At 64.4% G+C, this 26,402-nt stretch carries 18 protein-coding genes and 2 pseudogenes; 11 read left to right on the forward strand and 9 right to left on the reverse strand.

Going from position 1 to position 26,402, the window contains the following annotated elements:
• Positions 1-150 precede the first annotated feature (150 nt).
• Positions 151-1,290, forward strand: coding sequence for a glycosyltransferase family 4 protein (locus tag ACFQ2F_RS14550; protein WP_379091285.1), 1,140 nt, complete (start codon positions 151-153; stop codon positions 1,288-1,290).
• Here the strand turns inward: ACFQ2F_RS14550 and ACFQ2F_RS14555 are convergent.
• From ACFQ2F_RS14555 to ACFQ2F_RS14565, 3 genes are read right to left on the reverse strand one after another with little or no spacing between them, the layout of a single operon-like run.
• Positions 1,287-2,225: an NAD-dependent epimerase/dehydratase family protein gene (locus tag ACFQ2F_RS14555; protein WP_379091287.1), complete on the reverse strand. Its 939-nt coding sequence runs from the start codon at positions 2,223-2,225 to the stop codon at positions 1,287-1,289. The genes ACFQ2F_RS14550 and ACFQ2F_RS14555 overlap by 4 nt on opposite strands.
• Positions 2,222-3,235 (reverse strand): glycosyl transferase, encoded by a 1,014-nt coding sequence (locus tag ACFQ2F_RS14560; RefSeq protein ID WP_379091289.1) that lies wholly within the window; start codon positions 3,233-3,235, stop codon positions 2,222-2,224. Before ACFQ2F_RS14560 ends, ACFQ2F_RS14555 begins: the two co-directional genes overlap by 4 nt.
• Before the next feature lie 27 nt (positions 3,236-3,262).
• Positions 3,263-5,272, reverse strand: a complete 2,010-nt coding sequence (locus ACFQ2F_RS14565) for a polysaccharide biosynthesis protein (RefSeq protein WP_379091291.1) — start codon at positions 5,270-5,272, stop codon at positions 3,263-3,265.
• A gap of 238 nt (positions 5,273-5,510) precedes the next feature.
• Here ACFQ2F_RS14565 and ACFQ2F_RS14570 point away from each other — a divergent pair, with 238 nt between their 5' ends.
• From ACFQ2F_RS14570 to hisG, 8 genes and pseudogenes are all read left to right on the forward strand, one after another.
• Positions 5,511-6,668: a TRAP transporter substrate-binding protein gene (locus ACFQ2F_RS14570; protein ID WP_379091293.1), complete on the forward strand. Its 1,158-nt coding sequence runs from the start codon at positions 5,511-5,513 to the stop codon at positions 6,666-6,668.
• A gap of 78 nt (positions 6,669-6,746) precedes the next feature.
• The gene (locus ACFQ2F_RS14575; RefSeq protein ID WP_379091295.1) at positions 6,747-8,183 is read left to right on the forward strand and encodes an FAD-linked oxidase C-terminal domain-containing protein; all 1,437 of its coding nucleotides are present in this window, start codon (positions 6,747-6,749) and stop codon (positions 8,181-8,183) included.
• Between the two features lie 3 nt (positions 8,184-8,186).
• Complete coding sequence (gene glcE, locus ACFQ2F_RS14580; protein ID WP_379091297.1) at positions 8,187-9,410, forward strand: glycolate oxidase subunit GlcE; 1,224 nt, start codon at positions 8,187-8,189, stop codon at positions 9,408-9,410.
• Between the two features lie 11 nt (positions 9,411-9,421).
• The gene (gene glcF / locus ACFQ2F_RS14585) at positions 9,422-10,771 is read left to right on the forward strand and encodes a glycolate oxidase subunit GlcF (protein WP_379091299.1); all 1,350 of its coding nucleotides are present in this window, start codon (positions 9,422-9,424) and stop codon (positions 10,769-10,771) included.
• A 143-nt stretch (positions 10,772-10,914) separates the two neighbouring features.
• Positions 10,915-12,954, forward strand: a complete 2,040-nt coding sequence (locus ACFQ2F_RS14590) for a hybrid sensor histidine kinase/response regulator (RefSeq protein WP_379091301.1) — start codon at positions 10,915-10,917, stop codon at positions 12,952-12,954.
• A 106-nt stretch (positions 12,955-13,060) separates the two neighbouring features.
• Entirely contained in the window at positions 13,061-14,557 is a 1,497-nt protein-coding gene (gene hisS / locus ACFQ2F_RS14595) for a histidine--tRNA ligase (RefSeq protein ID WP_379091303.1), read from the forward strand.
• Between the two features lie 12 nt (positions 14,558-14,569).
• On the forward strand, positions 14,570-15,745 hold the full coding sequence (locus ACFQ2F_RS14600; RefSeq protein WP_379091305.1) for an ATP phosphoribosyltransferase regulatory subunit: 1,176 nt from the start codon (positions 14,570-14,572) through the stop codon (positions 15,743-15,745).
• A pseudogene (hisG, locus tag ACFQ2F_RS14605) lies at positions 15,745-16,443 on the forward strand (ATP phosphoribosyltransferase); the annotation flags it as partial. The gene ACFQ2F_RS14600 and the pseudogene hisG, both read left to right, overlap by 1 nt.
• A 169-nt stretch (positions 16,444-16,612) precedes the next feature.
• On the opposite strand, the gene ACFQ2F_RS14610 reads toward hisG, so the two are convergent.
• From ACFQ2F_RS14610 to ACFQ2F_RS14625, 4 genes are all read right to left on the reverse strand, one after another.
• Positions 16,613-18,385 carry an ABC transporter ATP-binding protein/permease gene (locus ACFQ2F_RS14610; RefSeq protein WP_379091307.1) on the reverse strand — a complete coding sequence of 591 codons (1,773 nt, stop codon included), beginning with the start codon at positions 18,383-18,385 and terminating at the stop codon, positions 16,613-16,615.
• A 238-nt stretch (positions 18,386-18,623) separates the two neighbouring features.
• The gene (gene groL, locus ACFQ2F_RS14615; RefSeq protein ID WP_379091309.1) at positions 18,624-20,279 is read right to left on the reverse strand and encodes a chaperonin GroEL; all 1,656 of its coding nucleotides are present in this window, start codon (positions 20,277-20,279) and stop codon (positions 18,624-18,626) included.
• Positions 20,280-20,380: 101 nt separating this feature from the next.
• A complete protein-coding gene (locus ACFQ2F_RS14620; protein WP_379091311.1) occupies positions 20,381-20,668 on the reverse strand; it encodes a co-chaperone GroES in 288 nt (95 codons plus the stop codon).
• 189 nt (positions 20,669-20,857) lie between these two features.
• A complete protein-coding gene (locus ACFQ2F_RS14625) occupies positions 20,858-21,610 on the reverse strand; it encodes an HWE histidine kinase domain-containing protein (protein WP_379091313.1) in 753 nt (250 codons plus the stop codon).
• Between the two features lie 501 nt (positions 21,611-22,111).
• On the opposite strand from ACFQ2F_RS14625, the gene ACFQ2F_RS14630 reads away from it, so the two are divergent.
• Positions 22,112-22,870, forward strand: coding sequence for a Crp/Fnr family transcriptional regulator (locus ACFQ2F_RS14630; RefSeq protein ID WP_379091315.1), 759 nt, complete (start codon positions 22,112-22,114; stop codon positions 22,868-22,870).
• A 67-nt stretch (positions 22,871-22,937) separates the two neighbouring features.
• On the opposite strand, the pseudogene ACFQ2F_RS14635 reads toward ACFQ2F_RS14630, so the two are convergent.
• Together ACFQ2F_RS14635 and ACFQ2F_RS14640 are read right to left on the reverse strand one after the other, a co-directional pair.
• A pseudogene (locus tag ACFQ2F_RS14635) lies at positions 22,938-23,041 on the reverse strand (IS5/IS1182 family transposase); the annotation flags it as partial.
• 85 nt (positions 23,042-23,126) lie between these two features.
• A complete protein-coding gene (locus ACFQ2F_RS14640; protein ID WP_379091317.1) occupies positions 23,127-24,512 on the reverse strand; it encodes a phenylacetate--CoA ligase family protein in 1,386 nt (461 codons plus the stop codon).
• 361 nt (positions 24,513-24,873) lie between these two features.
• On the opposite strand from ACFQ2F_RS14640, the gene ACFQ2F_RS14645 reads away from it, so the two are divergent.
• Positions 24,874-26,361, forward strand: coding sequence for a hypothetical protein (locus tag ACFQ2F_RS14645; protein ID WP_379091319.1), 1,488 nt, complete (start codon positions 24,874-24,876; stop codon positions 26,359-26,361).
• Positions 26,362-26,402: the final 41 nt, after the last annotated feature.

Here is a 26,402-nt window from a genome sequence, read left to right on the forward strand (position 1 = left end):
CTCTTGGGTCAAAACAGTCAGCCTCACAACGCCAAGCCTTAGCAGGCGTTCCATGACAATACGGTCGCGGCTACCGCGACACAGACGCACCCTCCAGATCCGCTGCCAAACCACTTGCCTCCCGCGCCGCTTCGCGGGATGAACGCATCCATGGCCCAGCGAATCCTCTTCGCCGTCACCGAGGATTGGTATTTCCTCTCCCACCGATTGCCCATGGCGCGAGCGGCGCGCGACGCCGGATTCGAGGTCCATGTCGCGACACGGCTGAACGAGGGCGAGGACGCGATCCGCGCCGAAGGATTCATTCCCCACCACCTGCCCCTGAAGCGAGGCTCGTTCTCGCCCATCGGTCTGATGAAATCGGCCTTCGGTCTCCGGGCGCTGATCCAAGAGCTCCAGCCGGCCATCCTCCATAACGTGGCCATGAAGCCGATCCTGATCGGCGGCCTCGCCGCGCTGCTGTCGGGGCAAGACCGGGTGGTCAACGGCCTAACCGGGCGGGGCGCCGTCTTTGCCGACAAGAACAAGCGCGTCCAGTTCACCCGGCCGCTGATTGCGGGCCTGCTCGGCTGGCTACTTCGCCGCGACCGGAGCTGGACCGTTGTGCAGAACCCGGACGACGGCGAGCTAGTGGAAGGTCTCGGCGTGGCGAAGGACCGGATCGTGCTCATTCCGGGCTCCGGCGTGGAAACCGACAAGCTCGTGCCGCTGCCCGTTCCGCCCGAGCCGGTCACCGCGGCTTATGTTGGCCGCATGCTCGCTATCAAGGGCGTGCCGACCCTGATCGAGGCCTATGCCTCGCTCGGCGACCCGTACCCGGAATTCAAGCTGCTGCTGGCCGGACGTTGCGATCCGGAAAACCCGGGCTCGCTCGCGCCGGAACAGCTCACCGAGTTCGCCTCCGCTTTCGGGATCGACTGGCTCGGTCATGTCGAGGATGTGCGCGAGGTCTGGACGCAGGCCCATTTTGCCGTGTTGGCTTCGAGCGGGGGAGAGGGGCTTCCCAAGACGCTGCTGGAGGCGGCGGCCTGCGGCCGGCCCATGGTCGCCACGGATGTGCCCGGCAGCCGGGAGATCGCCATCGACGGCGAAACCGCGATCACGGTGCCGCCCGACGATCCCCAAGCGCTGGCCAAGGCCCTGGACCGCATGGCAAAGGACGCGGAGCTTCGCGATCGTCTCGGCGCCAATGCGCGTGCCCGGGTGGAGGAGAAGTTCTCCGCCGACGCCATCGGTGAGGCGACGGTCGCCCTCTACCGGAAAATCCTGAGCGGCAAGGATTCGGACTAGAGCTTCTGGGTCGCGCCTTCCGCCGCCATCATTTTCATGATGCCGTCCCGGGTCTCGATCTGCGGGTCCCAGCCGATCCCCTGGAGCTTCCTGCTGTCGATGATGAAATTGCCGGAGATGCGGTCCCAATCCGCCTCCCGGCCGAAGGATTTCATGATCCGCTTCACCGCGCCGAGCGGCATGCCCACGAGCTGGGGCTGGCGGTCGAGCCCTTCGCGCATGGCCGAGACGAGCCCCGCGACGCTGATCGGATCCGGATCGGCGACCAGGAAGGTCTCGTTGCGGGCCGCGTCTTCCGTGAGCGCCAGCTTCACCGCTTCGATCAGGTTCTCGATGGCGAGCAGGGAGCGCCGGTTCTTTAGCCCGTTGAAGGGAAGCGGCATGGGCGTGCGGGCGAGCGATGCCAGCGAGGCGATGTTTCCCTTCACCCCGGGCCCATACACGACGGCCGGGCGGAGAATGGTGTACTCCACGCCGCTCTCCTTCAGCGCGGCCTCCGCGGCGAGCTTCGAACGTCCGTAAGGATCGGTCGGCTGCGGCTCGTCCGTCTCGGTGATCGGGTGCTCCGCCGAAAGCCCGGCCTGGGCCCGGACCGACGACATCAGCACGATGCGTTTCACCTTGCCCTTGGCGGCAGCGCCGAGCGCCGCGACGGAGTCCGTATTGATGCGGTCGTAGCGCTCGTCCTCCTCCGAGACGGGCACATGGGCGACGCCGGCGAGATGCACCACATGGGTCACCCCTTCCAGCAACGGCGCCCAGTCCACCGTCTCGCCGAGATCGGGCAGGGCCACGGTCTCGATGCGATCGATGGACTCAAGAGATTTCGGATCCCGGCACGCGGCCCGGACCGTCCAGCCCGCATCCCGCAAGGCGGGGACGAGCTGACGGCCGACGAAGCCCGAGGCGCCGGTGACGAGTACGGTTCCGGTCATGCACGGCCTCTTTCGAGATGACGAAGAAGAAAAGCGGTGGCGCCCGCGCCGAAGGCGAGCAGCGCCAGATCGATCGCGAAGCTCTCCACCTCGACGGCGGCGATGGAGAGCGCGGCCAGCAGACAGCCCAGCAGGAAGACCCGCAAGGTAACATCGGGCGCCTTGAAGCCCAGCATCACCGCCCGCTGATAGAAATGGGAGCGGTGGGCCACCCAGAGCGGCTCGCCCTGGCGCGCTCGGCGGATCAGCGTTACGCCCGTATCGGCAAGCGTATAGAGCGGCAGGATGAGAGCCGCCTCCACATCGGCCCGCGCCACGAAGATCAACATCCAGGCGAGGAGCAACCCCACGGGCAGGCTCCCGGCATCGCCCAGAAAGATGCGCGCTGGATGCTTGTTGAAGACGGCGAAGCCGAGGGTGGCGCCCAACAGCAGCAGGGCTATCAGCCCGACATTGTCCGGCACCGCGCCCATGAAGGCCATGACGATGACCGCCGCCGCCATGGGCACGGTCTGGGCAACGGTGATCCAGTCGATCCCGTCCAGGAAGTTCACTGCGTTGATGAAGGCGATGATGCCGATGACCAGGAGCGAACGTTCGACCGTGACGGGCAGGACCTCAGGCAGGATCTGAAACCCTTCCGGCAGATTGAACACGATGACGATGGCGGCCGCGGCTTGGCCCGCGAGGCGCCAGAGGATCGGAAGGTCTGCCGCGTCGTCCAGCGCGCCCAGCATGGTCAGCCAGACTGCAGCGCCCAGCACGGGCAGGGGCCAGGGCGGGTCGACCTGAAGATGGTCCAGCAGCCAAAGCGCGACATAAACCGCGAGCATCGCGGCCATCATGGCGATCCCGGCCCCTTGCGGCACGGGCTGGCCGTGGGAGGAGCGCTCGTTGGGGATGGCCAGGAAATGCCTGTTCAGGGTCGGCTTCAGCAGCACGATCAGCCCGGCGGTCAGCAGCGCGCAGGCTGCCACGACGACGACCGAGAGCAAGACTACCTCTGTCATGACAAGAGAACCGGCTGAACTGATGGCCTAGTGCACCGTGCGCGAGACGGTGGGCCAATCGGGAATGGTGGAGAGCGTGTGGCCCGCGCCCGACTGGTCGTACCCCTCAACGGTCGTACGGAGCAACTCCTGAAGATCGGGCTCGTCGTGGCGCTGCATGGCGTCGTCGAGACGCTCCAGCGCGGTTTCCAGCTCTTCGAGGGAGAGCACGGGCTCGTGGGTCTTGAAGATGCGCGGATGGCCGGTGCCCGTGGTGTTCTCGCCCAGCAGCAGCTCCTCGTAGAGCTTCTCGCCGGGGCGCAGCCCGCAATACTCGATCGAGATATCGCCTTCCGGATTGGCCTCGTCGCGCATCTGCAGCCCCGAAAGGCGGACCATGGTGCGGGCGAGATCGGCGATCTTCACCGGGGTTCCCATGTCGAGCACGAAGACCTCGCCACCGGTGGCCATGGCGCCCGCCTGGATCACGAGCTGGGCTGCTTCCGGGATCGACATGAAATAGCGGATGATCTCTGGATGGGTGACTGTGATGGGCCCGCCCTGTTCGATCTGATTGCGGAACCGGCGCACCACGGAGCCGGAGGAATCGAGCACATTGCCGAACCGCACCATGGTGAAGATGGTCGAGCCTTCACGCTCTTCCGAGAGCGCCTGGAGGATCAGCTCCGAAAGCCGCTTGCTCGCCCCCATGACATTGGTCGGGCGCACCGCCTTGTCCGACGAGATGAGCACGAAGCGCTCGACCCCGAGCTCCAGCGCTTCCTCGGCCAGCGCCAGGGTACCGAACGTGTTGTTCTGAATGCCGGCGAAGGCGTTCATCTCCACGATGGGTACATGCTTGTAGGCGGCGGCGTGATAGATCACCTCCACCTCGTATTCGGCGATCGTCCGGTTCACCAGCCGCCGGTCGAGGATCGAGCCCAGCACCGTGACCACCCGCGTCTGGCTGATCGCGCCGCCACGCTTCTGCTGGATCGCCTCGATCTCCATGGAGATCTCGTAGAGCGCCACCTCGGAGAGCTCGAAAAGCACCAGGGTCTTCGGTTCGTAGGAGAGAAGCTGCCGTGTCAGCTCCGACCCGATGGAGCCGCCGGCGCCGGTGATCATCACCACCTTGTCCTGCACATGGCTGGCGATCAGCTCCGTGTCGGGCGCCACCGGATCGCGGCCGAGCAGATCCTCCACGTCGATGGGGCGCAGATCGCTGATCTCGACCCGGCCCGAGGCGATGGCCTCCAGATCGGGCACGGTCTTCACCTCGACCGGGAACGGCTCGAGCGCTGCGAGCGCTTCCCGCCGCTGGCTCCGCCGAGCATGGGGCAGGGCGAGCATGACCTCCTGCACGCCCTCGCGCCGGATGATCTTCGGCAGCTTCTCGTGGCTGATGACGCGGACGCCGTGGATGTACTGGCCTTGCAGGCTGGGATCGGGATCGACGAAGGCGATGATCTTGTGCATCTCCGCTTCGTTCAGTGCCCGGAGAAGCTGCACGCCGGTGGCGCCGGCGCCGTAGATCACCACACGGGAGCGCTCGTCGAAGCTGACGCCGCGATAGCTTGGCAGGGCCCGGAGCAGGGCCGACCCGGCCCATTGCCGGCTGAGGCGGATCAAGCCGGCGGCGATCAGCCCGTAAATGATGATGACCGAGCGCGGATGCGGTGTAGGCGACAGCATCAGCACCAGCAACGCCCAGAATAGCACCGCCAGTATCACGGCGAGATAGATGCGTGTGGTGCCTTCCGGCCCGATGAAGCGGGTGACGAGCTTGTAGAGCCCGCGGGCGTAGAAGGTGAGCACCCCGATGAAGGGCGCGGCGATGAAGATCAGCCAAAGCGTGGGCGTGTCGGGGATGTAGAGCTCGCTGAGGCGCAGCGAATAGGCGCTCCATAGCGCCAAGGTCAGCATGAAGACGTCGTTGGCGACGAGCAGGCAGCGCTTGAACCAGCGCGGGCTCTCGACCATCCACGACGAGAACCGCCCCAGCAGTTGGCGCGGCCGAGCCTCTTCTTGCTCAGGGTTCGATTGGTCGGCCGTCATCCCTGGCCCATTTTCGCTAAAGTCCCAGTTTCAGGCACTTCATGCCTGCAACGGGACCATAAAGCAATCGCCCGCAAGGCTGCAGGAAATTTGAATCAGACCAATTCCCCGTACTTCCGGTGCCGGTCGGATTTCACGTTGGCAACTCAAGCCCCCGGGTGGCGAAGCGGGCAGGGGAAGATGTAGTCTCCCCGTCAGCGAACCGCACCGCCGGGCGATTCCAGATTGGGGGGAAGCAATGCCGGCCCGATCTCGCTTCGATTTCCAAAAAGGGCTCAAGAGGGCTTTTGCGCCGCTGGCCCTCGCGGTCGCGCTCACCCTGGACGGAGGATATTCCGCCTTCGCGCAGACGGCGGGCGCTCCGGTCTATCTCACCATGCCAGTGCTCTACGGCACCCATTTACCGGGCCTGGGCAAGCCTGCCCGCGACTGGGCGCTGCTCACTCAGAAGCTCTCGGGTAAGACGCTCCGCATCTCCATTCTGCAGCCGGGCGAGGGCCCCGATCCCCAGGATCTGCTCGATGCGGTCTCGGAAGGGAAGGTCGACGCGGCCTTCTCCAAGGCGAGCTTTTGGGCCGATCGCCTGCCGGCCGCCTCGCTCTTCGCGGGCTTCCCCTTCGGTCCCGACGCGGCCGGCTATGCCGCCTGGTTCCATGGCGGCGACGGGCTGAGGCTCTATCAAGAGATGTACGACGAAGCAGGGCTGTCGGTGCATGTGCTGCCTTGCGCCTTCGGCGGGGCGGAGACCTCCGGCTGGTACGCCAAGCAGCTCCAGACCCCCGACGATATCGATGGTCTGCGCATCCGCATCTTCGGCCAGGGCGGGCTCGTCATGCGCCGCCTTGGCGCCGTGCCCGCGCTCGTGCCCGGCAGCAAGCTCACCGAAGCTTTCAAGTCCGACGAGATCGATGCGGCGGAGTTCTATCCTCCGGCGGTCGATGCGCAGGCGAATCTCGGACAGACGGCGAAATACGTCTACGTGCCCGGCTGGCATCAGCCGGAAACCGTGATGGAGCTTCTGATCAATAAGGACCGCTGGAATGCCCTCAGCGACCGCCAGCAGAGCTGGATCGAGACCGCCTGCAGGGCGACCTTGCTGAACACCATGGCCGAAAACCCGGTCCTTGCCAGCGACGCCCTGAAGGGCTTCGCGGCCGAAGGGGTGGAGATCAAGACCTGGCCGGCGCCGCTTCTGAAGGCCTTCCGGCAGAGCTGGGAGGAGATCGCCGCCGATGAGGCCCGCCGGGACGAATTCTTCGCCGAGGTCCTCGACGACCTCAGAGCCTTCCGCGCCCGCCAGACGCCGGGCCTCGAAGGATCGCAAAGCGAGACCGCGGAACCGCTGACGGCGAGCACGGATGCTGAAGACGCGCCGGACGAGGGATCCGCGGACTAGCCCAAAACGTTGGAAAAATCGGGCGGCCGGCGAAAAGAAAGCTGGCCCGCGTCCAATGAATAGGCGAAAACCGAACCCATGGCCCATCCTGCGATTTTGCAGCCCGATCCCGCCGTCATGTCGCGCCGGGACGAGATCCTGAAGCAGTTGAAGACGCGCGCCCCCGACACGGTGTTCATCACCGACGAGGAGGGCCGCCGCACCTTCGAAACCGATGCGCTGACCGCCTATCGCTGCATGCCGCTCGCCGTGGCGCTTCCCGGCAGCACCGAGGAGGTGAGCGCTCTCATGGCCTATTGCTGGGAGAACGACATCAAGGTCGTCGCCCGCGGCGCCGGCACCTCGCTCTCCGGAGGCGCGCTGCCTTCGGAAGACGCCCTCGTGATCTGCGTCTCGCGCATGAACCGCATGCTGAAGATCGATGAGGACAATCGCGTTGCCCGGGTCGAGTCCGGCATCACCAATCTCGCCATCTCTCAAGGGGTCGCGTCCCGCGGCTTCTTCTACGCGCCCGATCCGTCCAGCCAGCTCGCCTGCACGCTGGCCGGCAATATCGCCATGAATTCCGGCGGCGCCCACTGCCTGAAATACGGCGTGACCGTGAACAACATTCTCGGCCTCAAGCTGGTGCTGGTGAACGGCGAGGTGATCGAAATCGGTGGCGATTATCTCGATCAGCCCGGCTACGACCTCATGGGGCTCATGGTGGGCTCAGAAGGTCAGCTCGCCATCGTCACCGAAGCGACCGTTCGCCTCATCAAGATGCCGGAGATCGCTCGGCCCATGCTGCTGGGCTTCCCGTCCTCGGAAGCCGCAGGCGCCTGCGTTGCCGCCATCATCGGCGAAGGCATCGTGCCCGTCGCCATCGAGTTCATGGACAAGCCCGCCATCCATGTCTGCGAGAACTTCGCTCATGCCGGCTACCCCCTGGATGTGGAGGCCATCCTCATCGTCGAGGTGGAAGGCTCCGAAGAGGAGGTGTCGCTGCTCCTGGAGCGCATCGCCGAGATCGCCGAAAACCACGAACTGCAGCACAAGCGCATCAGCGAAAGCTCGGAAGAGAGCGCGGCCATCTGGAAGGGCCGAAAATCCGCCTTCGGCGCCATCGGCCAGCTCTCCGACTATTTCTGCATGGATGGCGTGATCCCGCTCTCCAAGCTGCCCGAGGCGCTCATGCGGGTCTCCGAGATCTGCCAGGCCTTCGGCTTCGACGTCGCCAATATCTTCCATGCCGGCGACGGCAATCTTCATCCGCTCATTCTCTACAACGCCAACGAAGAGGACGAGCTGGCCCGGGCCGAGGCCTGCGGCGCAGAGATCCTCAAAGTCTGCGTCGAGCTCGGCGGCTGCCTGACCGGCGAGCATGGCGTCGGCATCGAGAAGCGCGACCTCATGCCGGTGCAGTACACCGAGACCGACCTCGTCCAGATGATGCGCGTCAAAAGCGTCTTCGACCCCGACTGGCAGCTCAACCCGGCCAAGGTCTTCCCGCTAGCCGCGCGCGAGCTTTTGTGACCCATGCAGCCACGTTTTCACGCACCGGAGACCGTCGAGGATCTCGCCGATCTGCTGCTCGGCTATGCCGAGGAGGGTCTGCCTGTGGAGGTGCGCGGGCTGGGCTCCAAGCTCGGCTATGGACGTCCCGTGCAGACCGCCGCCGTGGTCAGCACTGAGAATTTCGACGGCGTCACCCTTTATGAGCCGAGCGAGCTGGTGCTCTCCGCCGGTTCCGGCACGCCGCTTACCAAGATCGAGGCACTGCTCGACGAGAACGGCCAACAGCTTGCGTTCGAACCCTTGGACATGCCCGCGATTCTCGGCGGCAAGCCGGGCGAGGGCAGCATCGGCGGTGTTTTCGCCACCGGCCTGTCGGGCAGCCGCCGGGTTCTCTCCGGCGCCGCCCGCGATCACATCTTGGGGGTGAAGGCCGTCAACGGCCGCGGCGAGGCCTTCAAGGCCGGCGGCCGGGTCATGAAGAATGTTACGGGCTACGATCTCAGCAAGCTGCTCACCGGCTCCTGCGGGACCTTGAGCGTCATGACCGAGGTCACCATGAAGGTGCTGCCCAAGCCGGAGCAATCCACCACGCTGCTCTTCTTCGATATCCCTGAGGCCGCGGCCATCGAGCTTCTCTGCAAGGCCATGGGCAGTCCCTATGAGGTGTCAGGCTCCGTCCATTTGGAGCCGGGCTTGGGCGCTAGCTTCTCCGACAAGTCTCTGCGCAATCAGAAGAATGCTGTCACCGCGCTCCGGGTCGAGGGGTTCGAAGGCGCCGTCCGCTATCGTGCCGCCAAGCTGAAGCAGAAATTCGCCGCCTTCGAAGACATGACTGAGCTCTCCGGCGACCGGTCCCGCCGCTTCTGGGCGGAGATCCGCCAGGTCAAACCTTTACAATCCGCCGACCGCCCCTTATGGCGAGTCTCCACCGCCCCGTCCCGGGCGGCGGACCTTGTCGCAGCCTTGCGCCATACCATCGATCTGAAGGCGCTCTACGATTGGTCCGGCGGGCTTGTCTGGCTGGAGACGGGACCCAGCTCCGATGCCAGCGCGGTTGAGATGCGGCGGATCCTTGCCGATTTCGGAGGTCACGCGACGCTTGTGAGGGCGGAGCCCGGTATCCGCGCCAGCGCCGATGTTTTTCAGCCGCTCGAGATGCGGCTTATGGAGATCACTCGCGCGCTGAAGGCCAGCTTCGATCCGGCGGGCATTCTCAATCCCGGGCGCATGTATTCAGGAATCTGACCCGAGCGGCCATGCAGACCAACTTCACCCTCAGACAACTGCACGAGCCCGATATCGTCGCCGCCGACGATATCCTGCGCCGCTGCGTCCATTGCGGGTTCTGCACCGCCACCTGCCCGACCTACGTGCTGGGCGGCGATGAGCGGGATTCGCCGCGCGGCCGCATCTATCTCATGAAGGAGATGTTCGAGAGTGGCGAGGTGACCGAGCCCGTCGTCACTCATCTCGACCGCTGCCTTACATGCCTGTCCTGCATGACCACGTGCCCCAGCGGCGTAGACTACATGCATCTGGTCGATCTCGCCCGTGCGCGCATCGATGAGACCATTAAGCGCCCCTGGCACGAGCGCCTGAAACGCTGGGCCTTGGGCCGTACGTTGCCCAATCCGAAGCGCTTCCGCTTCATGCTGCTGGCAGGCTGGATGGCCAAGCCCCTGAAGCCGGTCCTGGAGAAGCTCAATTTCCACGGCGCAGCGGCGGCCCTCAACATGGTGCCCAAGGGCTTTCCGCGCCTCACCGTGCCGACCCGGAAGGACGCGGACGCCAGGCACCGGGTCCGGGTCGCCCGTGTGGCAATGCTCCGCGGCTGCGTGCAGGAGAACCTCGCGCCCTCCATCAACGATGCGGCGGTGCGGCTTCTGGAACGCCACGGCGTCGAGGTCGTCTTCATCGAAGATCAGTTCTGCTGCGGCGCTCTGGAGCATCATCTCGGCCAGGACGAAGGCGCTCGCGAACAGGCCCGCCGCAATATCGATGCGTGGTCGGAGCAGATGCGCGAACGCCCCCTCGATGCGATCCTGGTGACCGCGTCGGGCTGCGGCACCATGCTGAAGGATTACGGCACCCTGCTTGCCCGCGATCAGGGCTATGCCGAGCGCGCCGCCGAGGTTGCCTATCTCGCTCAGGATATTTCGGAGTTCATGGAGCGGGTGGGGCTCGCAGCCCCCAGCGTCTGGACCAACCTCACCGTCGCCTATCAGTCCCCATGCTCGCTTCAGCATGGTCAGGGGATCGACGCCGAGCCTCGCGAGCTTCTGGCCCAGGCGGGCTTCCGCGTCGTGGACCTGCCGGAGAACCATCTGTGCTGCGGGTCCGCCGGCACCTACAGCCTCATGCAGCCCAAGATCTCCGCCGAGCTGCGCGACCGGAAATGCGCGAATATCGAAGCCGTCGCGCCCGATATCGTCGCGACCGGGAACATTGGATGCCTCTCGCAGCTTATGGAGGGAAGTCCCGTGCCGATCGTCCATACCGTCGAACTGCTGGACTGGGCGACCGGCGGGCCGTGTCCGCGGAGCATTGAGAAGCTGAAAGGAAGAGCAAAGCCGGTCAAAAGCTTACTTCAACCGGCGCGTGTCTGATTTCGAGATGCGCTATGGTTGTTGGCGAAGTGATTCGTAAATTTTTCAGGCCAGCTGTTGCAGCGCATTATTCTCCGCGCGTGGTCTGAGCGGACGTCCATACTGTAAACAACTTCGAACCGAGCACCGTTTAGCGCTATTCGATGAGCAATCGTGCAGAAAAGGTGGGATCGAGCAGTGAAGAGGTCAGCCTTGAGATGCTGCTCGACGCTGTTGTCGACTACGCCATCTATATGCTCGATCCCGAAGGCTATATCTCGAGTTGGAACGCCGGCGCCGAGCGCATCAAGGGCTATCCGACCTCCGAAGCGCTGGGTCTCCATTTCTCGCAATTCTTCACCCCGGAAGACCAGGCCACGGGCAAGCCGCTCCTCGGCCTGAATATCGCCGAGCGCACGGGCCGCCATGAGGAAGAAGGCTGGCGGGTCCGCAAGGACGGCACTCGCTTCTGGGCCTTCACGGTGCTCGATGCGATCCGCGACAAGGAGGGCAACCTCCTCGGCTTCGCCAAGGTCACCCGCGACATCTCCGAGCGCCACGCCGCCGAGCAGGCCCTGCTCGATAGCGAGTGGCGATTTCGCATGCTGGTGGATGCGGTCAGCGACTACGCCATCTACATGCTGGACACCCAAGGCTGCATCACTAACTGGAACAAGGGCGCCGAGCGCATCAAGGGCTACAAGGCCCACGAGGTTCTGGGCCGCCACTTCTCCATGTTCTACACGGCCGAGGAGCAGGAGGCCGACCGGCCCCAGCAAGGCCTGGCCCGGGCGCTTAGCGAAGGGCGCTACGAATCCGAAGGTGTCCGCGTCCGGAAGGACGGCAGCACCTTCTGGGCCAATGTCACAATTCAGCCGATCCGCGACGACCAGGACCGCATGGTCGGATTCGCCAAGGTAACCCGCGATATCACCGAGCAGCGCGAGGCGCACCAAGCCCTGGAAGATGCCCGCGAGGAGCTGCACCAGGCCCAGAAGATGGAAGCCCTCGGTCATCTGTCGGGTGGTGTCGCCCACGACTTCAACAACTTCCTGACCGCCATCATCGGCAATCTCGAGACCCTGAAGTCCAATCCCGATATCGACGAGCGTGGCCAGCGTCAGATCGAGGCAGCGCTTCAGGCGGCCGAGGATGGCGGTGCCGTCGTGCGTCAGATGATGGTCTTCGCCCGCAACAAGCCGCTCAAGCTGGTGACCGTCGATGTCAACGAGACGGTTCAGGAGATCGCGGGCCTGGTCCGGCGCTCGGCCCACGAGAACATCGTGCTGGATCTCGACCTGCATGAGGGCGTGATGCCTGCGCAGTCCGACCCCGTCCAGCTTCAGACCAGCGTCCTGAACCTCGCCCTCAACGCCTGCGATGCCATGCCGGATGGCGGGACGCTCACCATCAAGACCGAGCATTGCGAGCTGGAAGGCGACCATCGCGTGAAGCCCGGCTCCTATATCTGCGTCTCGGTGGCCGACACCGGCGAAGGCATGCCGGAAGACGTTCTGGCCCATGCCTTCGATCCGTTCTTCACCACCAAGGAGCTCGGCAAGGGAACGGGGCTGGGCCTCAGCATGGTCTACGGTGCCGCCCAGCAGATCGGCGGCGATGTCTCCATCGCCAGCAAGGTCGGCGAGGGAACCACGGTGAAGCTCATCCTGCCCGCCGGGAAGGTGGAGGATCTGGAACGCCCGAAGCCTCTGACGCGGAGCGATGAGCGCCTCTTGGCCGACACCGAGTCAGAAGAGAGCCCGGAGACGGAGAGCGCGTCGCAACAGACCGCGCGACCGGAACAGCCAAATGATACGCCGAAAGATAAGCCGTTGAGCATCCTCTACGTGGAAGACGACTTCCTGGTCGGGCTTGCCACCATCGAGATCCTCGAGAAGGACGGTATGATCGTCCAGAACGCCGCCGGCGCCGAGGAAGCGCTGGAAATCCTCGACAAGAGTGAAGAGATAGACCTGCTTCTGACCGATATCGGCTTGCCGGGCATGAGCGGCCACGAGCTGGTGGCGGAAGCCCGGCGCAGGCGTCCCGGCCTTCGCGTCCTCTTCCTCACCGGTTACGACCGCAGCGGCCCCGTTGTCGGCACCGAGGCCGACGAGAGCACCGAATATATGGACAAGCCCTACAAGCCCGATGTGCTCCTGGCGACGGTCCGCCGCCTCGCGACCGCCGAGCCCGGCGCATAAGCGCACGTTTCTGATATCCGCTTGGCTTGCTGGCCCGAAACCTATGGGCTAAACCCGGCGCCAGAAGCTCCGGCACCCGGAGCGCCTGGACTTTCAGCGGATTCCTATGAGCAACAAATCCAAGCCGGACCGACCCAAGGCCCGCCTGCCGCGAGGCCTGCAGGACGTCTCGCCGTCGGAGATCCGCCAGACGGCGCGCATGGTCGAGGCCATCCGCGAGGTCTTCGAGCGCTACGGCTTCGAGCCCCTCGAGACACCGGCCATCGAATACACCGATGCGCTGGGCAAGTTCCTGCCCGACTCGGACCGCCCCAACGAAGGCGTTTTCTCCTTCCAGGATGATGACGAGCAGTGGCTCTCGCTGCGCTACGACCTGACCGCGCCGCTCGCCCGCTTCGTGGCGGCGAACCAGCAGGGCCTGCCGCGCCCCTATCGGCGCTATCAGACGGGGCCGGTCTTTCGCAACGAGAAGCCGGGTCCCGGCCGCTTCCGCCAGTTCACCCAGTTCGATGCCGACACAGTCGGCGCACCCTCCGTGGCGGCGGACGCCGAGCTTTGCATGCTCGGCGCCGACACTCTCGAAGCTCTGGGGCTCTCCCGCGGCGATTACGTCATCAAGGTGAGCAACCGCAAGCTGCTCGACGGCGTCATGGAGAAGGCAGGCGTCGCCAGCCTTGCCGACAATCCCGAGCAGCGCATGACGGTCATGCGCGCCGTGGACAAGCTCGACCGGCTGGGCGTCGAAGGGGTCGAGGCTCTGCTCGGCAAAGGCCGCAAGGACGAGTCCGGCGATTTCACCAAGGGCGCCGAGCTGACATCCGATCAGATCAAGGCCGTGCTGACCTTCGTTGACTCCGGTGCTGCCACCCGGAAAGACACGCTTGCGGCTCTGAAGGATGCTGTATCCGGCTCGGAGGAGGGCGAGGCAGGTGTTGCCGAGCTCGCCGAGATGGATGCGCTTTGGACGGCCGCCGGCTTCGGCGACGACCGGATCGTCATCGACCCCTCCATCGTGCGCGGCCTGGAGTATTACACCGGGCCGGTCTTCGAGGCAGATCTCACCGCAGAGGCCACCGACGACAAGGGCCGTCCCGTCCGCATCGGCGCTGTCGCCTCTGGCGGTCGCTATGACGGGTTGGTGGAGCGCTTCACGGGCCAGCAGGTGCCCGCGAGCGGCGTCTCTATCGGCGTCTCGCGGCTACTCTACAGCCTGAACCTCATCAATGGCGGCGCCGAAGATGAGCCCCTCGGTCCCGTCGTCATCACCGTGTTCGAGAAGGACCGCATCGCCGATTATCAGCGCATGGCCACCGAGCTTCGCCAGGCCGGCATCCGCGCGGAGATGTATCTCGGCGGCTCCGGCATGAAGGCCCAGCTGAAATACGCCGATAAGCGTGGCGCCCCCTGCGTGGTCATCCAGGGCGGTGACGAGCTGGAGAAGGGCGAGATCACCATCAAGGATCTCATCGAAGGCGCGCGTCTGTCCCAGGAGATCGAGGATAACGCGGAATGGCGCGAGGCCCGCCCGGCCCAGGTGTCCGTGCCCGAAGGGGATCTCGTGCAGGCCGTGCGGGACATCCTCGCCCGCTACGGGAGCGACTAAAGAGACCGCCCCATGGCCGCAGAATCTGCAATCAATTTCGAGGCGTTGGAGACCCAGGCCGGCACCCTGGTCGAGACCTTCAAGATCGCCGGCTACGAGCAGGTGGCGCCCGCCATCCTCCAGCCGGCTGATATCTTCCTCGATCAGATCGGCGAAGCTCTGCGCAGCCGCACCTATGTCTTCACCGACCTGACGGGCGAGGAGCTTTGCCTCCGCCCTGATCTCACCGTGCCCGTCTCAAGGCTTTACCTGGAGCGGCACCCCAAGGCCGACCGGGAAGCCCGCTATTGCTATAACGGCCCGGCCTTCCGCTTTCAGCCCGGCGGGCGCAGCCGCGTCCGCCCCCGCGAGTTCCGCCAGGCGGGCATTGAATCCTTCGGCGTGAAGGATCGCGATGCCGCCGATGTGGAGATGGTGCTGCTCGCCACCGCCGCCGTGCAGCAGGCGGGCCTGCGCGATTTCTCGCTCCGCTTCGGCGATATCGGCCTGTTCTTTGCTCTGATCGAGAAGCTCGAGATTCCTGAACGTTGGCGCCGCAAGCTCGGCCACTATTTCTGGCGGCCTTCTGCCTTTCACGCCCTGCTGCGCCGCCTGAGCCGGGGCGAGCGCCCCGAGGCCGAAAGCCCAATCGCGGAGTTCGCCCGTACTCTGGATCTGAACGATGCCGCCCGGGCGGAGGAGCAGGTGGAGCGCTATCTTAGCGACAACGATCTTCCGCTTCTGGGCAATCGGTCTTTAACTGAGATCACCGCCTCGCTACTCGATTTCGCCGCCGATCTCGAAGCACCGCCGCTCGCCAAGGAGATCGCGACGGTCATCGATTATTACCTCGCTGTCTCCGGTAGCCCCGAGGAATGCGTCGGGCGCATTGCCATGATCGCGCGGGGGGCCGGCCTCGATCTCGACGAGAGCCTCGACCGGCTGATCCGCCGCTTCGATCGCTTCAAGGAAAACAATCTCGATCTCTCCGGCGCGGTCTTCGCCACGGATTTCGGCCGCAACCTGGAATATTACTCAGGGCTCGTTTTCCAGATCGAGATGCCTGCGCTTGAAGACGGCAGCCAGATCGCCGGCGGCGGCCGCTATGACGGCCTGCTGAAGGCGCTCGGCGCGCCGAACGATCTCCCGGCCATCGGCTGTGCCATTCATACCGAGCGTCTGCTCGCCGCGGTGGAGGCGATGGACTGATGACCGGTACCGTCCTCACCGTTGCCGTGCCCTCCAAGGGCCGCCTGAAGGAGCAGGCCGACGCCCTGTTCGAGAAGGTGGGGCTCGGCCTCCACAAGACCGGCCACGAGCGCGGCTATACGGGCGCGTTCGACGCCTTCGACGACGTCGAGGTCGCCTTCCTGTCGGCCAGCGAGATCGTGCATCACCTGCGCGCCGGCCGCGTGCATCTCGGCATTACTGGCGAGGATCTGGTCCGAGAGACCATTCCCGATGTGGACGCCTCCATCAGCTTTGAAGCGCCGCTGGGTTTCGGCCGTGCCGACGTGGTGGTGGCCGTGCCCGATTGCTGGATCGACGTCGCCGGCATGGCGGATCTGGAAGACGTGGCCGCCCAGTTCGCCCGGGCCCATGGGCGGCGGCTCCGCGTCGCGACCAAGTACTTCAATCTGACCCGGCGCTTCTTCGCCAAGCACAACGTCTCCGGCTACCGCATCGTGGGCAGCGTCGGCGCCACGGAAGGCACGCCCGCCGCCGGCACCGCAGAGCTTATCGTGGACATCACCACGACCGGCACGACCTTGCGCGCCAATCATCTCAAGGTGCTGGACGACGGGCTGATCCTGTCCTCCCAGGCCCATCTTATGGGGGCGAAGGAGGCCGACTGGTCCGATGCAGCCGAAGCCCGCCGGAAAGAGATCGTCGGCAAGCTCAAGTCTGCGCTGTAGGCGAGTGGCCTACATGGTTCGAGACGCGCGCTGCGCGCGCCCTCACCATGAGGAGAAACGCGGAGCCAGCGGCGCATAGGCGGCAAACTCAGCAATGCACCTCACCCTGAGGGGGCCGAAGGCCCGTCTCGAAGGGTGCAGGCCCCATCGGTGACGGAATCTAAGCGGGCGCACCGGCCGGGCTCGGGCCGCCGCCCGTCTCTTTCAGCCGCAGATGATGGTCGCCGTTCTCGTCCGGGGTCAGGTGATAGAACCGGTCGTGGAAGACAGACAGTCCCGAACGGTGGCCGATGGAGACGATCGCCGTATCCGGCAGGCGGTCCAGCAGCAGCCGATAGAGCTGCTCTTCCGATTCCTCGTCCAGCGAGCTGGTCGCCTCGTCCAGCAGCAGCCATTGGGGCTTCTGCAGCAGCGCCCGCGCGATCGAGAGCCGCTGCTGCTCGCCGCCGGACAGGAGATCCGCCCAATAGGCGGTCTCGTCCAATTGATCCACGAGCTTGCCGAGACCGACCGCGGTCAGCACCTCCTCCACCTCCTCCGGCGCATAGGCCTGTTCGCCAGCCGGGTAGGTGACGGCGCGGCGCAGCGTGCCGAGCGGCATATAGGCCTGCTGCGGCAGCACAAGCACATCGCCTTCCCGGGGCAGCTCGATCTTGCCCTCGCCGAACGGCCACACGCCGCCCAGCGCCCGGAACAGGCTGGTCTTGCCGGAGCCCGACATGCCGGTCACGAGCACCTTCTCGCCGGGCTTCACGGCGAAATCCGAAATCCGGACCAAGTCCCTTCCCGTGGGCAGCGCCACCACCACGTCCTGGGCGCGCAAGGAATTGTGGTCCGCGGCTTCGGCCTGCTTCAGGCTGACCTCATGCTCCGCGTCGAGAGACTGAGCCCATTCCAGCGAGCGCTCGAAGCCGCTCAGACGGTCCAGGATGGCTTTCCAGTTCGCGATATTGTCGTAAGCGTCCACGAAGAAGGACAGGGAGTCCTGCACCTTTCCGAATGCCTGGGAGATCTGGATCAGCCCGCCGAGCGTCATGGCGCCGGCGAAATAGAGCGGGCTCACCACGACGAAGGGGAAGATGGTCGCCGCTTGATTATACCCGGCCGTGAAGAACGTGAGTTTCTTGGTCCGGGTCATGATCGAGTACCAGTTCTGGATCACGTGGCCGAACCGCTCCTTCAGCCCCTGGCGCTCCACCTCCTCGCCGGAGAGCAGCGTCACCTCCTCGGCGTTCTCCCGCAGGCGCACCAGGGAAAAGCGGAAATCCGCCTCGTAGCGCTCCTGGTTGAAGTTGAGCCGGATCAGCGGATAGCCGATCAGATGGGTGAGCCAGGTGCCGAGAATGGCGTAGAGCAGGGCGGCCCAGACCAGATAGCCGGGAATCTCCATGGACCAGGAGCCGATCACGAGCGGTTGGTCGGCCGACAGCCCCCAGAGAATCGCCACGAAGGAGACCAGGGTTACAACGGAGCTCAGCAGCCCCAGCCCGATCCCGATCGTGGTGACGATGAAGGACCGGACGTCCTCGGCGATGCGCTGGTCGGGGTTGTCGATCTGATCGCCCCGAAGCCGCATCCGGTAATGGGTGCCGGCTTCGAGCCAGCGGGCCATGTAGTTGTCGGTCAGCCAGGCGCGCCAGCGGATCTGCAGCCATTGGCGCAGGTAAAGCTCATAGACCGCCGCGATGATGAAGAGCGCAGCCAGCACGGAGAACACGCCGAGCTGATAGATGAAGCTGTCCCAGTCCTTCTGCTCCAGCGCGTTGTAGAAGTTGCGGTACCAGGTGTTGAACTGGACGCTCAGATACACTTGGAAGAGCTGCAGCGCCACGACGACGCTGAGCAGGATCCGCCCCGCCCAGCGGTCCTCGCCTTTGAAATAGGGAAGTGCGATGCGCGAAAATTCTTTCGCTGCTTGGGAAAATCCCGCCATAGGGGCGATGCTCCGGAAGACCGCTTGAGGCAGAAGGCGTGACCGCCGCTAATGCTGGCGTTAAGCCGCATTCAGCGAGCGCGGTTGGAGTTTTCGGTGAGCCGCGCCCCGAAAGCAAGCGCTAGCGGATTACGGTTGCGTAAGGTTGGAGCCTGCTTTTCACGCGGATTGCCCACGAAAAAGGGCGGCTCCGAAGAGCCGCCCTCAAAGTCATCTGCTCGATTGAGCGGATGGGCTGCTACATCATGTCCATGCCGCCCATGCCACCCATACCGCCCATGCCACCGCCAGGCATGGCCGGGGCAGCGGAGTCGTCCTGCGGGAGCTCGGCCACACCGGCTTCGGTGGTGACCAGCAGACCCGCGACGGAGGCGGCATCGGTCAGAGCGGTCAGCACGACCTTGGTCGGGTCGATGATGCCGCGCTCGACGAGATTGCCGTACTCGTCCTTCTGGGCGTCGTAGCCATAGGCCGTCTCGTTGTTCTCCAGCACCTTGCCGACAACGATGGAGCCCTCGACGCCGGCATTCTCGGCGATCTGACGGGCCGGGGCCTGCAGCGCACGGCGGACGATGTTGATGCCCGCTTCCTGGTCCTCGTTATCACCAGTGATGGTGAGCACCTTGGAGGCGCGGAGCAGGGCCGTGCCGCCACCGGCGACGATGCCCTCTTCCACGGCCGCGCGGGTCGCGTTCAGAGCGTCGTCAACACGGTCCTTGCGCTCCTTCACCTCGACCTCGGTAGCGCCGCCGACGCGGATCACCGCAACACCGCCGGCGAGCTTCGCCAGACGCTCCTGCAGCTTCTCCTTGTCGTAATCGGAGGAGGTCTCCTCGATCTGCGCCTTGATCTGCGCGACGCGGGCGTCGATGTCGGCCTTCTCGCCAACACCGTCGACGATGGTCGTGTCGTCCTTGGTGATGTTCACGCGCTTGGCGCTGCCCAGCATGTCGAGGGTGACGCCCTCGAGCTTGATGCCGAGATCCTCGGAAACCACCTGGCCACCGGTCAGGACAGCGATGTCCTGCAGCATGGCCTTGCGGCGATCGCCGAAGCCAGGCGCCTTCACCGCCGCGACCTTCAGGCCGCCGCGCAGCTTGTTGACCACGAGGGTGGCCAGGGCCTCGCCCTCGATATCTTCAGCGATGATCATCAGCGGACGGCCCGACTGCACAACCGCCTCGAGCAGCGGAAGCATCGGCTGCAGGCCGGTCAGCTTCTTCTCGCAGATCAGGATGTATGGGTTCTCGAGATCCGCCACCATCTTCTCGGCATTGGTGATGAAGTAGGGCGAGATGTAGCCGCGGTCGAACTGCATGCCTTCCACGACCTCAAGCTCGCTCTCAAGGCTCTTGGCCTCTTCGACCGTGATGACGCCTTCATTGCCGACCTTGCCCATGGCTTCTGCGATCATGTCGCCGATGGACTTCTCGCCATTGGCGGAAATCGTGCCGACCTGGGCGATCTCCGAAGAGCCAGAAACCTTCTGGGAGCTCTTGCGGATATCGGCGATGACCTCGGTCACGGCCTTGTCGATACCGCGCTTCAGATCCATCGGGTTCATGCCCGCGGCGACGGCCTTCAGGCCTTCGCGCACGATCGACTGGGCAAGCACGGTCGCCGTGGTGGTGCCGTCACCGGCCTTCTCGTTGGTCTTGGACGCCACCTCGCGCACCATCTGTGCGCCCATGTTCTCGAACTTATCCTCAAGCTCGATATCCTTCGCGACGGTCACGCCGTCCTTGGTCGAGCGCGGGGCGCCGAAGGATTTCTCGAGGATCACATTGCGGCCCTTGGGGCCGAGCGTGACCTTGACTGCATTGGCCAAGGTGTCGACGCCGCGCAGCATGCGCTCGCGCGCATCTGCACCGAATTTCACGTCTTTAGCTGCCATTGGCGCTTAACTCCATTGTTCAAAAATTTCAAAAACCGCCTGCTCACGAGCCCGCTTCAAGATGCGGGGAGGCGAAATTGGGGTGGGACAGCCAATTGGCCTTAACCCATCACCCCCATGATGTCGGACTCCTTCATGATAAGGAGCTCCTGGTCGTCGATCTTGACCTCGGTGCCCGACCACTTGCCGAACACGACCTTGTCGCCGACCTTCACGTCCAGCGGCTGGACCTTGCCGTCTTCGCCGCGTGCCCCGGGGCCCGCCGCGACGATCTCGCCGGTCTGCGGCTTCTCAGCCGCCGAGTCCGGGATGATGATCCCGCCTTTGGTCTTCTGCTCCTCTTCGAGCCGCTTCACCACGACACGATCGTGGAGAGGACGAAATTCCATAGTTGCACTCCCTGAAAATTGTCTCTGCTTTCGAGATAGGGTCGCCTGTTGGCACTTGCCAGTGTTGAGTGCCAAATCGTGGGCGGGGATAACGTTTCGATTGTGCCGCTGTCAAGAAAGCGGGCCGAAACCGCCCATCCGAGGCGTGATTTGCGCCAATGTGGTGAAGCGCGTGTGAAGGAGCGTCTTCTAGCGGGCGCTGGCGCGGAAGCGGAGCCGGCAGAAAAGCCCGGATTCGTACCATTCCACCACGGGTGCATCGTGGCCGTGGCGCTTCGCCAGCCGCTCCAGCAGGGTCATTCCGAAGCCGCGATCGGCCGGCTTGACCACGGGCGGGCCTGCGACCTCCTGCCATGTCATCAGGATCTCGCGCGGCTGGACCGTATCGTCCTCAAGCCCCTCGAAACGCAGCGAAACATGCCCGTCGTCGTTGGAAAGGGCGCCATATTTGATGGCGTTGGTGGCGAGTTCGTGCAGCACCAGAACGAGGGTCTGCATATCGTAATCGCCGAACATCAGGTGGTCCGCGTCGATATTGACCCGCCTGAGCACGCCGAGCGGCTCGATAACCCGCGCAGCGAGGTCTTCCAGCGGCATGAAGAGCCATTGCCGTTCTTTTAGGAGGTCGTGAGCCGCGGAAAGGCTGTTGAGCCGCGATTGGAAGGTCTGCACGAAGGGCTTGGCTTCCGGATGGCTTTCGGCGCTCACCGCCGCGATGCTGCCGACCACCGAGAACAGGTTCTTCATGCGGTGGGCCAGCTCTCGATTGAGCAGCTCGCTCGCCTCCTTCTCGAAATGCCGGTCGGTGACATCCTGGATTACGCCCATCGCGCGGATCGGTCTGCCGGCCTCGCGCTCGACAACACGGCCCGTAAGGCAAACCCATTGGGTCAGCGGCGGAACGCGCCCGGTCGAGCCGGAATTCCTCTGCGATCTCGCCATCGCTGCCGATCGCGGCTCGCAGCGAATGCTGGAATCCGGCCAGATTCTCCGGATGAATGGCCTCCTCGAACCTTGCGGCAGGCAGCGAGCCGCCGCCATGGGGCAGGTCCAGAAGTCGGCTGGCCTCTTGGTCCAGGCCGATTTGGCCCTCTTGGAACCACCACTCCCACAGACCGACTCCACCCGCTTCCAACGCGTCGCGCTTCTCGGCGGCGCTGGTCAACGGCTCTTTCCCGTCTTCGGGAAGAGCGGCAAGTTCCTCCTCGGTCATCATGGTTTGCTACACAGTGGCGGGGCGCACGCAATCGGTCGCGCTGGCAGGAATATGAAGGGAGTCGGGCAACTCAATTTCCGTCCTTGCCCTCAGATCCCTGGCTCCGCCGAATTGACTTCGATTAGTATGACGGCTTCACTCTTAGAACTTCGCAGACGCGCCGTCTTTCAACTAAGACATACTCATCTTGCATCGGCGCCGGAGCGGCCAAGGAGATCATCGCGCCAATGAATTTGGTCGCTCAATTCGCTGTCGATCACAAAGTCCCGTGCGAGCAGTGCCCCTTGCGCGACTGCGCGATTTTTCGCCCCCTGAGCGACGGCGAGGTCGATCTCCTGTCGGACTTCAAGATCGGCGAATTCACCGTGGAGGGCGGATCGACCATATTTTCCGAAGGGGTCCGGTCCGATCAGCTTTTCACCGTGCTGGAGGGGTGGGGCTTCCGCTACAAGACGCTTCCGGACGGCCGCCGACAGATCATCAATTTCATCCTGCCCGGCGATTTTATCGGGCTCCAGGCAACCCTAGATGCCGAGATGGAGCATTCTGTGGAAACCCTGACCGCAGCCTCGCTCTGCACCTTCCCGCGCCAGAAGCTCACCGAGGTCTTCGCCCGCAGCCCGCGGCTCGCCTTCGACGTCACATGGCTGGCGGCCCGCGAGGAGCGCGTCTTGGACGAGCATCTCTTGAGCCTTGGCCGGCGCACCGCCCGGGAGCGTGCCGCCTATTATCTCGCTCATCTTTTCGTCCGCGCCGAGGAGGTCGGCCTGGCGGTCGAAGGCCGGGTGCGCTTCCCCTTCACCCAGCAGCATCTAGCCGATGCTCTGGGCCTTTCCCTGGTTCATACCAACAAGATCCTTCGGCGCCTCACCTATGACCGCCTGATTGAGTGGGAGCATGGGCTTTTTCGTTCGCCGGATTTCGGAGCTCTGGCGGAGCTTGGCGGGTATGACATGGAGGACCGGCAGGAGCGTCCGCTGCTTTAGGCGGTGGACGTATTAACTCGGCCCAGAGCCTGATTGCATCGGGCTTGACGAAGGCGAGGAAGTTCTACGCCAGCTTCTCGTAGCGGATCGTATCCGCCGGCAGTGCTTGATCTGATTGAAGAGCCGTTCGACGCGATTCCGCTGTCTATAGAGGAAGAGGCTGAAGCAGATTGCGACGGCCGTCCATTCGGCGTCCGACAGGCAGAGGCGCATAGGGCCTATCCGCTCACTCGGAAGCCAACCGCCGAATGCCGGGTCACGCTATGGTTCGTGTATCGGCGCTCCGCATAGGCACAACTTTGTGGAACTTGCCGCTCGCGGTAAGTTGGGGCGGCGTCCGGCTTTCCCGCACCGCGACGTCCTCCAGGCCGTTGTCGCGAAACACCCGTTTCACCGACCCGATGACCTCCTCAAAGACAGCCCCTGCTGCCGCCTCGTCGGCCAGCTCTATCCGCACCTCGAAATTCCTGTCGCCGGTCTGAACCAGCTGGATGCGCCGGGCGCGCTCATGCTCCAGACCGAAGACGAGCGGCGACAGCGTAACGTCGCCGACGCGGACGAGTGTCGCCTCGCGTCCTTCCACCTGGAAACTGCGGAACGGCGATCCGCAGGGGCAAGGGTCGGTGTGGAAACGGACGCAGTCGCCGAGGTCGTACCGGATGAAGGGTTGGACGTCGTTGGCGAGCACGGTCAGCAATGCACTCGCCGATTGCGTGCCGTCGGGAACCGGCTGCATCGCTTCGTCGACTGCCTCCAGGATGACCCAGTCCTCGTGCACATGCTGCCGACCGCGGCCGCACTCGAACGCCAGCGCCATGCACTCGGTGGAGGCATAGGTGTCGATTATTCCGTATTTCAACGTGGGGAAGGCGTGGCGAACCCGCTCGCGAAGGTCATCCGTGAGGGTCTCGCCGCCGGTTTTCAAGACCAACGGCTCGATCCGCAACCGCCCGGCTTCCTGTTCCTTGACGAGAATGGCGAGCATACTCGGATAGGTCATGATCCAGGCGATCTTGGGGATCGCGTTGAGGGTTTCGACCACCCGGCCGATCGGCTGGGCGGCCTCGATGAAGGTCCAGCGCCCCGCCAGCTTCGGATGCAGTCTGTTCATCAGCTTGTTGAAACCGACACCGGCGAAGTGACCGTTGCCGCCGGTGAGAGACACCTTGACGCCGCTTTCGCGGACTTCCCGGTTGAGCTTCCACTGATCCCAGTCGAAACGCGCCATCTGGATCCCATAAGTATACTCAACGAACGACGAGGGGTAGACGACGACCGCCGGTTCCCCCGATGTCCCGGAGGTCTGGAAGATGGCGACATCTTCGATGGGCACGCCGACCTTCGAGATGTCGCGGAGGTGCTCCCGGGCCCTTTCCAGCGGGAGAGAACGGATCGTCAGCCAGTCGTCGAACTCCCGCATGAGTTCGCGTTTGCGGGTTACCGGCAGGTCGCGCAGTTCGATCTCACTTGATGGTCCCAGATCCGCGTAAAGCCTTTGAAACAGCGGGGAGTCGCGCCGCGCCTTTCCGACGAGGCGTCGCAGATTACGAAGCTGCTTGGCTTCGATCCGCTTCCGTCCGCCCCAGGCGGTCCATCGCCCGCCGACGAGGTACCCCAATGCTCTAAGAAGGCTGAAACGCATAACCGCGGGGGCCGTTGTTTGTGTCGGGCAGGAAATTATCTTTGATTGGAAATACAGCAAGAAGCGGCCACGCCTATTGGCCAATGTCAACTCGCGTTGTCTTGCTAGCCTTTGATCATGCGGCATACAGCGATTGCTCAGGCAAGCAGAACTACGCCAAATGTCAGCTTCCTCCCACATCTGGGACTAGCACCGCGTTCCTCTTCACGTTCAAATGTACCAGGCGACACCAGCGTTTGTGAGTACACTTCCCAGCCTGCCGGTGCGTCGCCTGCCGCTTGGCCTTGCCCGCACCGGCTGCTAACAAAGAACGGTTGCGCGCCAGAGGGCTGCGCGGGACATGGAAGGTCATGGAGGATCAATGGACCGCCGAGGCAATCTCCTTCTCGATGCCGTGGTGATGTTCGCCATGTTCGTGACCGCCACGGCCTTCGCCGCGGCGCTCATGGTGCATGCCAATATCGGCGCTCTTCCGGCGGTGATCTCCGGTCTCGCCATCCTGATGCTGATGATCACTTCCCACATCCTGCTGACGCGCTTTGCTCAAGGCGGCGACGCGGAGCGCATGGACGATTTCGAAGCGGCGCTCGAGATTATCGACGGCGACCTTCAGCGCATCGACAGGATGGAGGACGACGTCGCCCGGCTTGATCTTCTGACCGACAAGATCGAGCAGTTCGACAGGACGCTGAGCAGCTTCGAAGCGGCCAATCTGTCCCGCCTCTCCTCCGACATGGAGACCATGCAGACTCGTCTTGAGACCCTCCGGGGCGAGCTCGAGACCGAGGCCCGCTCCCAGCGCGAAGAGCTCAACACAGAGCTGCGCCTGCTGGAGCGCCTCATGAAGCAGCTTTCCATCGATCTGGCCGCCACCGAGGACGAGGAGGGCGAGGCCCGTGCCGCCGTCACGGCGTCTGAAGCCGAGGACGTTGCGGCAAGCGCGCAAGATTTTGAGCCCATCGATTTCCTGGAGACCGAGCCTGCTGCGGAAGAGACGGCCGAGCCTTCCGAAGCTGAGGAAGACGCAGAACCCATCGACATGACCGCCGAGTCAGAGCCTCAGCGTCATGAGGCCGGTGCCTGGCAGGGCGATTGGCACGACACCGAGCAGCTCGCCGAGCGCGACGAGGAAGACTGGGAGACCGCCGGTCCGAGCGAGGATGTGGCCGTCGAAAGCGCTTCGAGCGAAGACACCGCCGCCGAGGATGAACCCGTCCAGGAGACGATGGCTGAGGACGCTTATCCGGCGCCCCTCGCCGACGAACCTCTGCCGGCGGACGATACGGACGAGACGAGCGAAGAAGAGGGGGCGAAACTCGCCGCCTCAACGGCCGAGACTGAGGCGGAAGAGGCCGTGGGCTTCGCCGGCGACGAAGATGTCTGGCCGGCAAGCGAGACCGAAGAGAGCCCTGAGGAACCGCAGCCGGTGACGGAGCCCGAGGTGACTTCCGAGACGCCCCAGGCGGCTGTCTCCGAAGAACCGGCGCCGGAAGAGCCTGTTCTGGAAGAGCCCGCCGCGCAGGAGCCCACCTTCGCAGAACCTGCCTCTGAGGAGGTTGCGCCGGAGGAATCCGATCTGGTCGAGGCCGATCTCGGCCGTGTCGAAGCGGCGGAGATCGAGGCCGCGGAAGAGGGCGTCGGCACCCCCGCCGAGGAGACATCCGAGACGGCCCCGGAAAGCGAGGAGCATGAGGAGCTGGTGCTCACCGATCTCGTCGCCGAGGATCTGGCGCCTGACGAGGAGCCAGCGGAAGCCGATAGCGAAGCGCCAGCGGACTCAACGGATGAGGACGGGCCGGCCTCCGGCGAGACGGAAGAAACCGAAGATACCGAGCGACGCGACACCTGATTTCGCGCCCACGGCGTCGCGGTTGGGGCGAGCAAGCCGTT

It is taken from the genome of Methyloligella solikamskensis (assembly GCF_042676065.1).
Lineage (GTDB): Bacteria > Pseudomonadota > Alphaproteobacteria > Rhizobiales > Methyloligellaceae > Methyloligella > Methyloligella solikamskensis.

What these genes read in the sequence shown, in the direction of transcription:
- glcE (WP_379091297.1), top strand. Translation starts at nt 8,187, where the DNA reads ATGCAGCCACGTTTTCACGCACCGGAGACCGTCGAGGATCTCGCCGAT.
- ACFQ2F_RS14630 (WP_379091315.1), top strand. Translation starts at nt 22,112, where the DNA reads ATGAATTTGGTCGCTCAATTCGCTGTCGATCACAAAGTCCCGTGCGAG.
- hisS (WP_379091303.1), top strand. Translation starts at nt 13,061, where the DNA reads ATGAGCAACAAATCCAAGCCGGACCGACCCAAGGCCCGCCTGCCGCGA.
- ACFQ2F_RS14645 (WP_379091319.1), top strand. Translation starts at nt 24,874, where the DNA reads ATGGACCGCCGAGGCAATCTCCTTCTCGATGCCGTGGTGATGTTCGCC.
- glcF (WP_379091299.1), top strand. Translation starts at nt 9,422, where the DNA reads ATGCAGACCAACTTCACCCTCAGACAACTGCACGAGCCCGATATCGTC.
- ACFQ2F_RS14610 (WP_379091307.1), bottom strand. Translation starts at nt 18,385, where the DNA reads ATGGCGGGATTTTCCCAAGCAGCGAAAGAATTTTCGCGCATCGCACTT.
- ACFQ2F_RS14570 (WP_379091293.1), top strand. Translation starts at nt 5,511, where the DNA reads ATGCCGGCCCGATCTCGCTTCGATTTCCAAAAAGGGCTCAAGAGGGCT.
- ACFQ2F_RS14565 (WP_379091291.1), bottom strand. Translation starts at nt 5,272, where the DNA reads ATGACGGCCGACCAATCGAACCCTGAGCAAGAAGAGGCTCGGCCGCGC.
- ACFQ2F_RS14620 (WP_379091311.1), bottom strand. Translation starts at nt 20,668, where the DNA reads ATGGAATTTCGTCCTCTCCACGATCGTGTCGTGGTGAAGCGGCTCGAA.
- ACFQ2F_RS14640 (WP_379091317.1), bottom strand. Translation starts at nt 24,512, where the DNA reads ATGCGTTTCAGCCTTCTTAGAGCATTGGGGTACCTCGTCGGCGGGCGA.
- ACFQ2F_RS14625 (WP_379091313.1), bottom strand. Translation starts at nt 21,610, where the DNA reads ATGGCGAGATCGCAGAGGAATTCCGGCTCGACCGGGCGCGTTCCGCCG.
- ACFQ2F_RS14590 (WP_379091301.1), top strand. Translation starts at nt 10,915, where the DNA reads ATGAGCAATCGTGCAGAAAAGGTGGGATCGAGCAGTGAAGAGGTCAGC.
- ACFQ2F_RS14600 (WP_379091305.1), top strand. Translation starts at nt 14,570, where the DNA reads ATGGCCGCAGAATCTGCAATCAATTTCGAGGCGTTGGAGACCCAGGCC.
- ACFQ2F_RS14555 (WP_379091287.1), bottom strand. Translation starts at nt 2,225, where the DNA reads ATGACCGGAACCGTACTCGTCACCGGCGCCTCGGGCTTCGTCGGCCGT.
- ACFQ2F_RS14550 (WP_379091285.1), top strand. Translation starts at nt 151, where the DNA reads ATGGCCCAGCGAATCCTCTTCGCCGTCACCGAGGATTGGTATTTCCTC.
- ACFQ2F_RS14575 (WP_379091295.1), top strand. Translation starts at nt 6,747, where the DNA reads ATGGCCCATCCTGCGATTTTGCAGCCCGATCCCGCCGTCATGTCGCGC.
- ACFQ2F_RS14560 (WP_379091289.1), bottom strand. Translation starts at nt 3,235, where the DNA reads ATGACAGAGGTAGTCTTGCTCTCGGTCGTCGTCGTGGCAGCCTGCGCG.
- groL (WP_379091309.1), bottom strand. Translation starts at nt 20,279, where the DNA reads ATGGCAGCTAAAGACGTGAAATTCGGTGCAGATGCGCGCGAGCGCATG.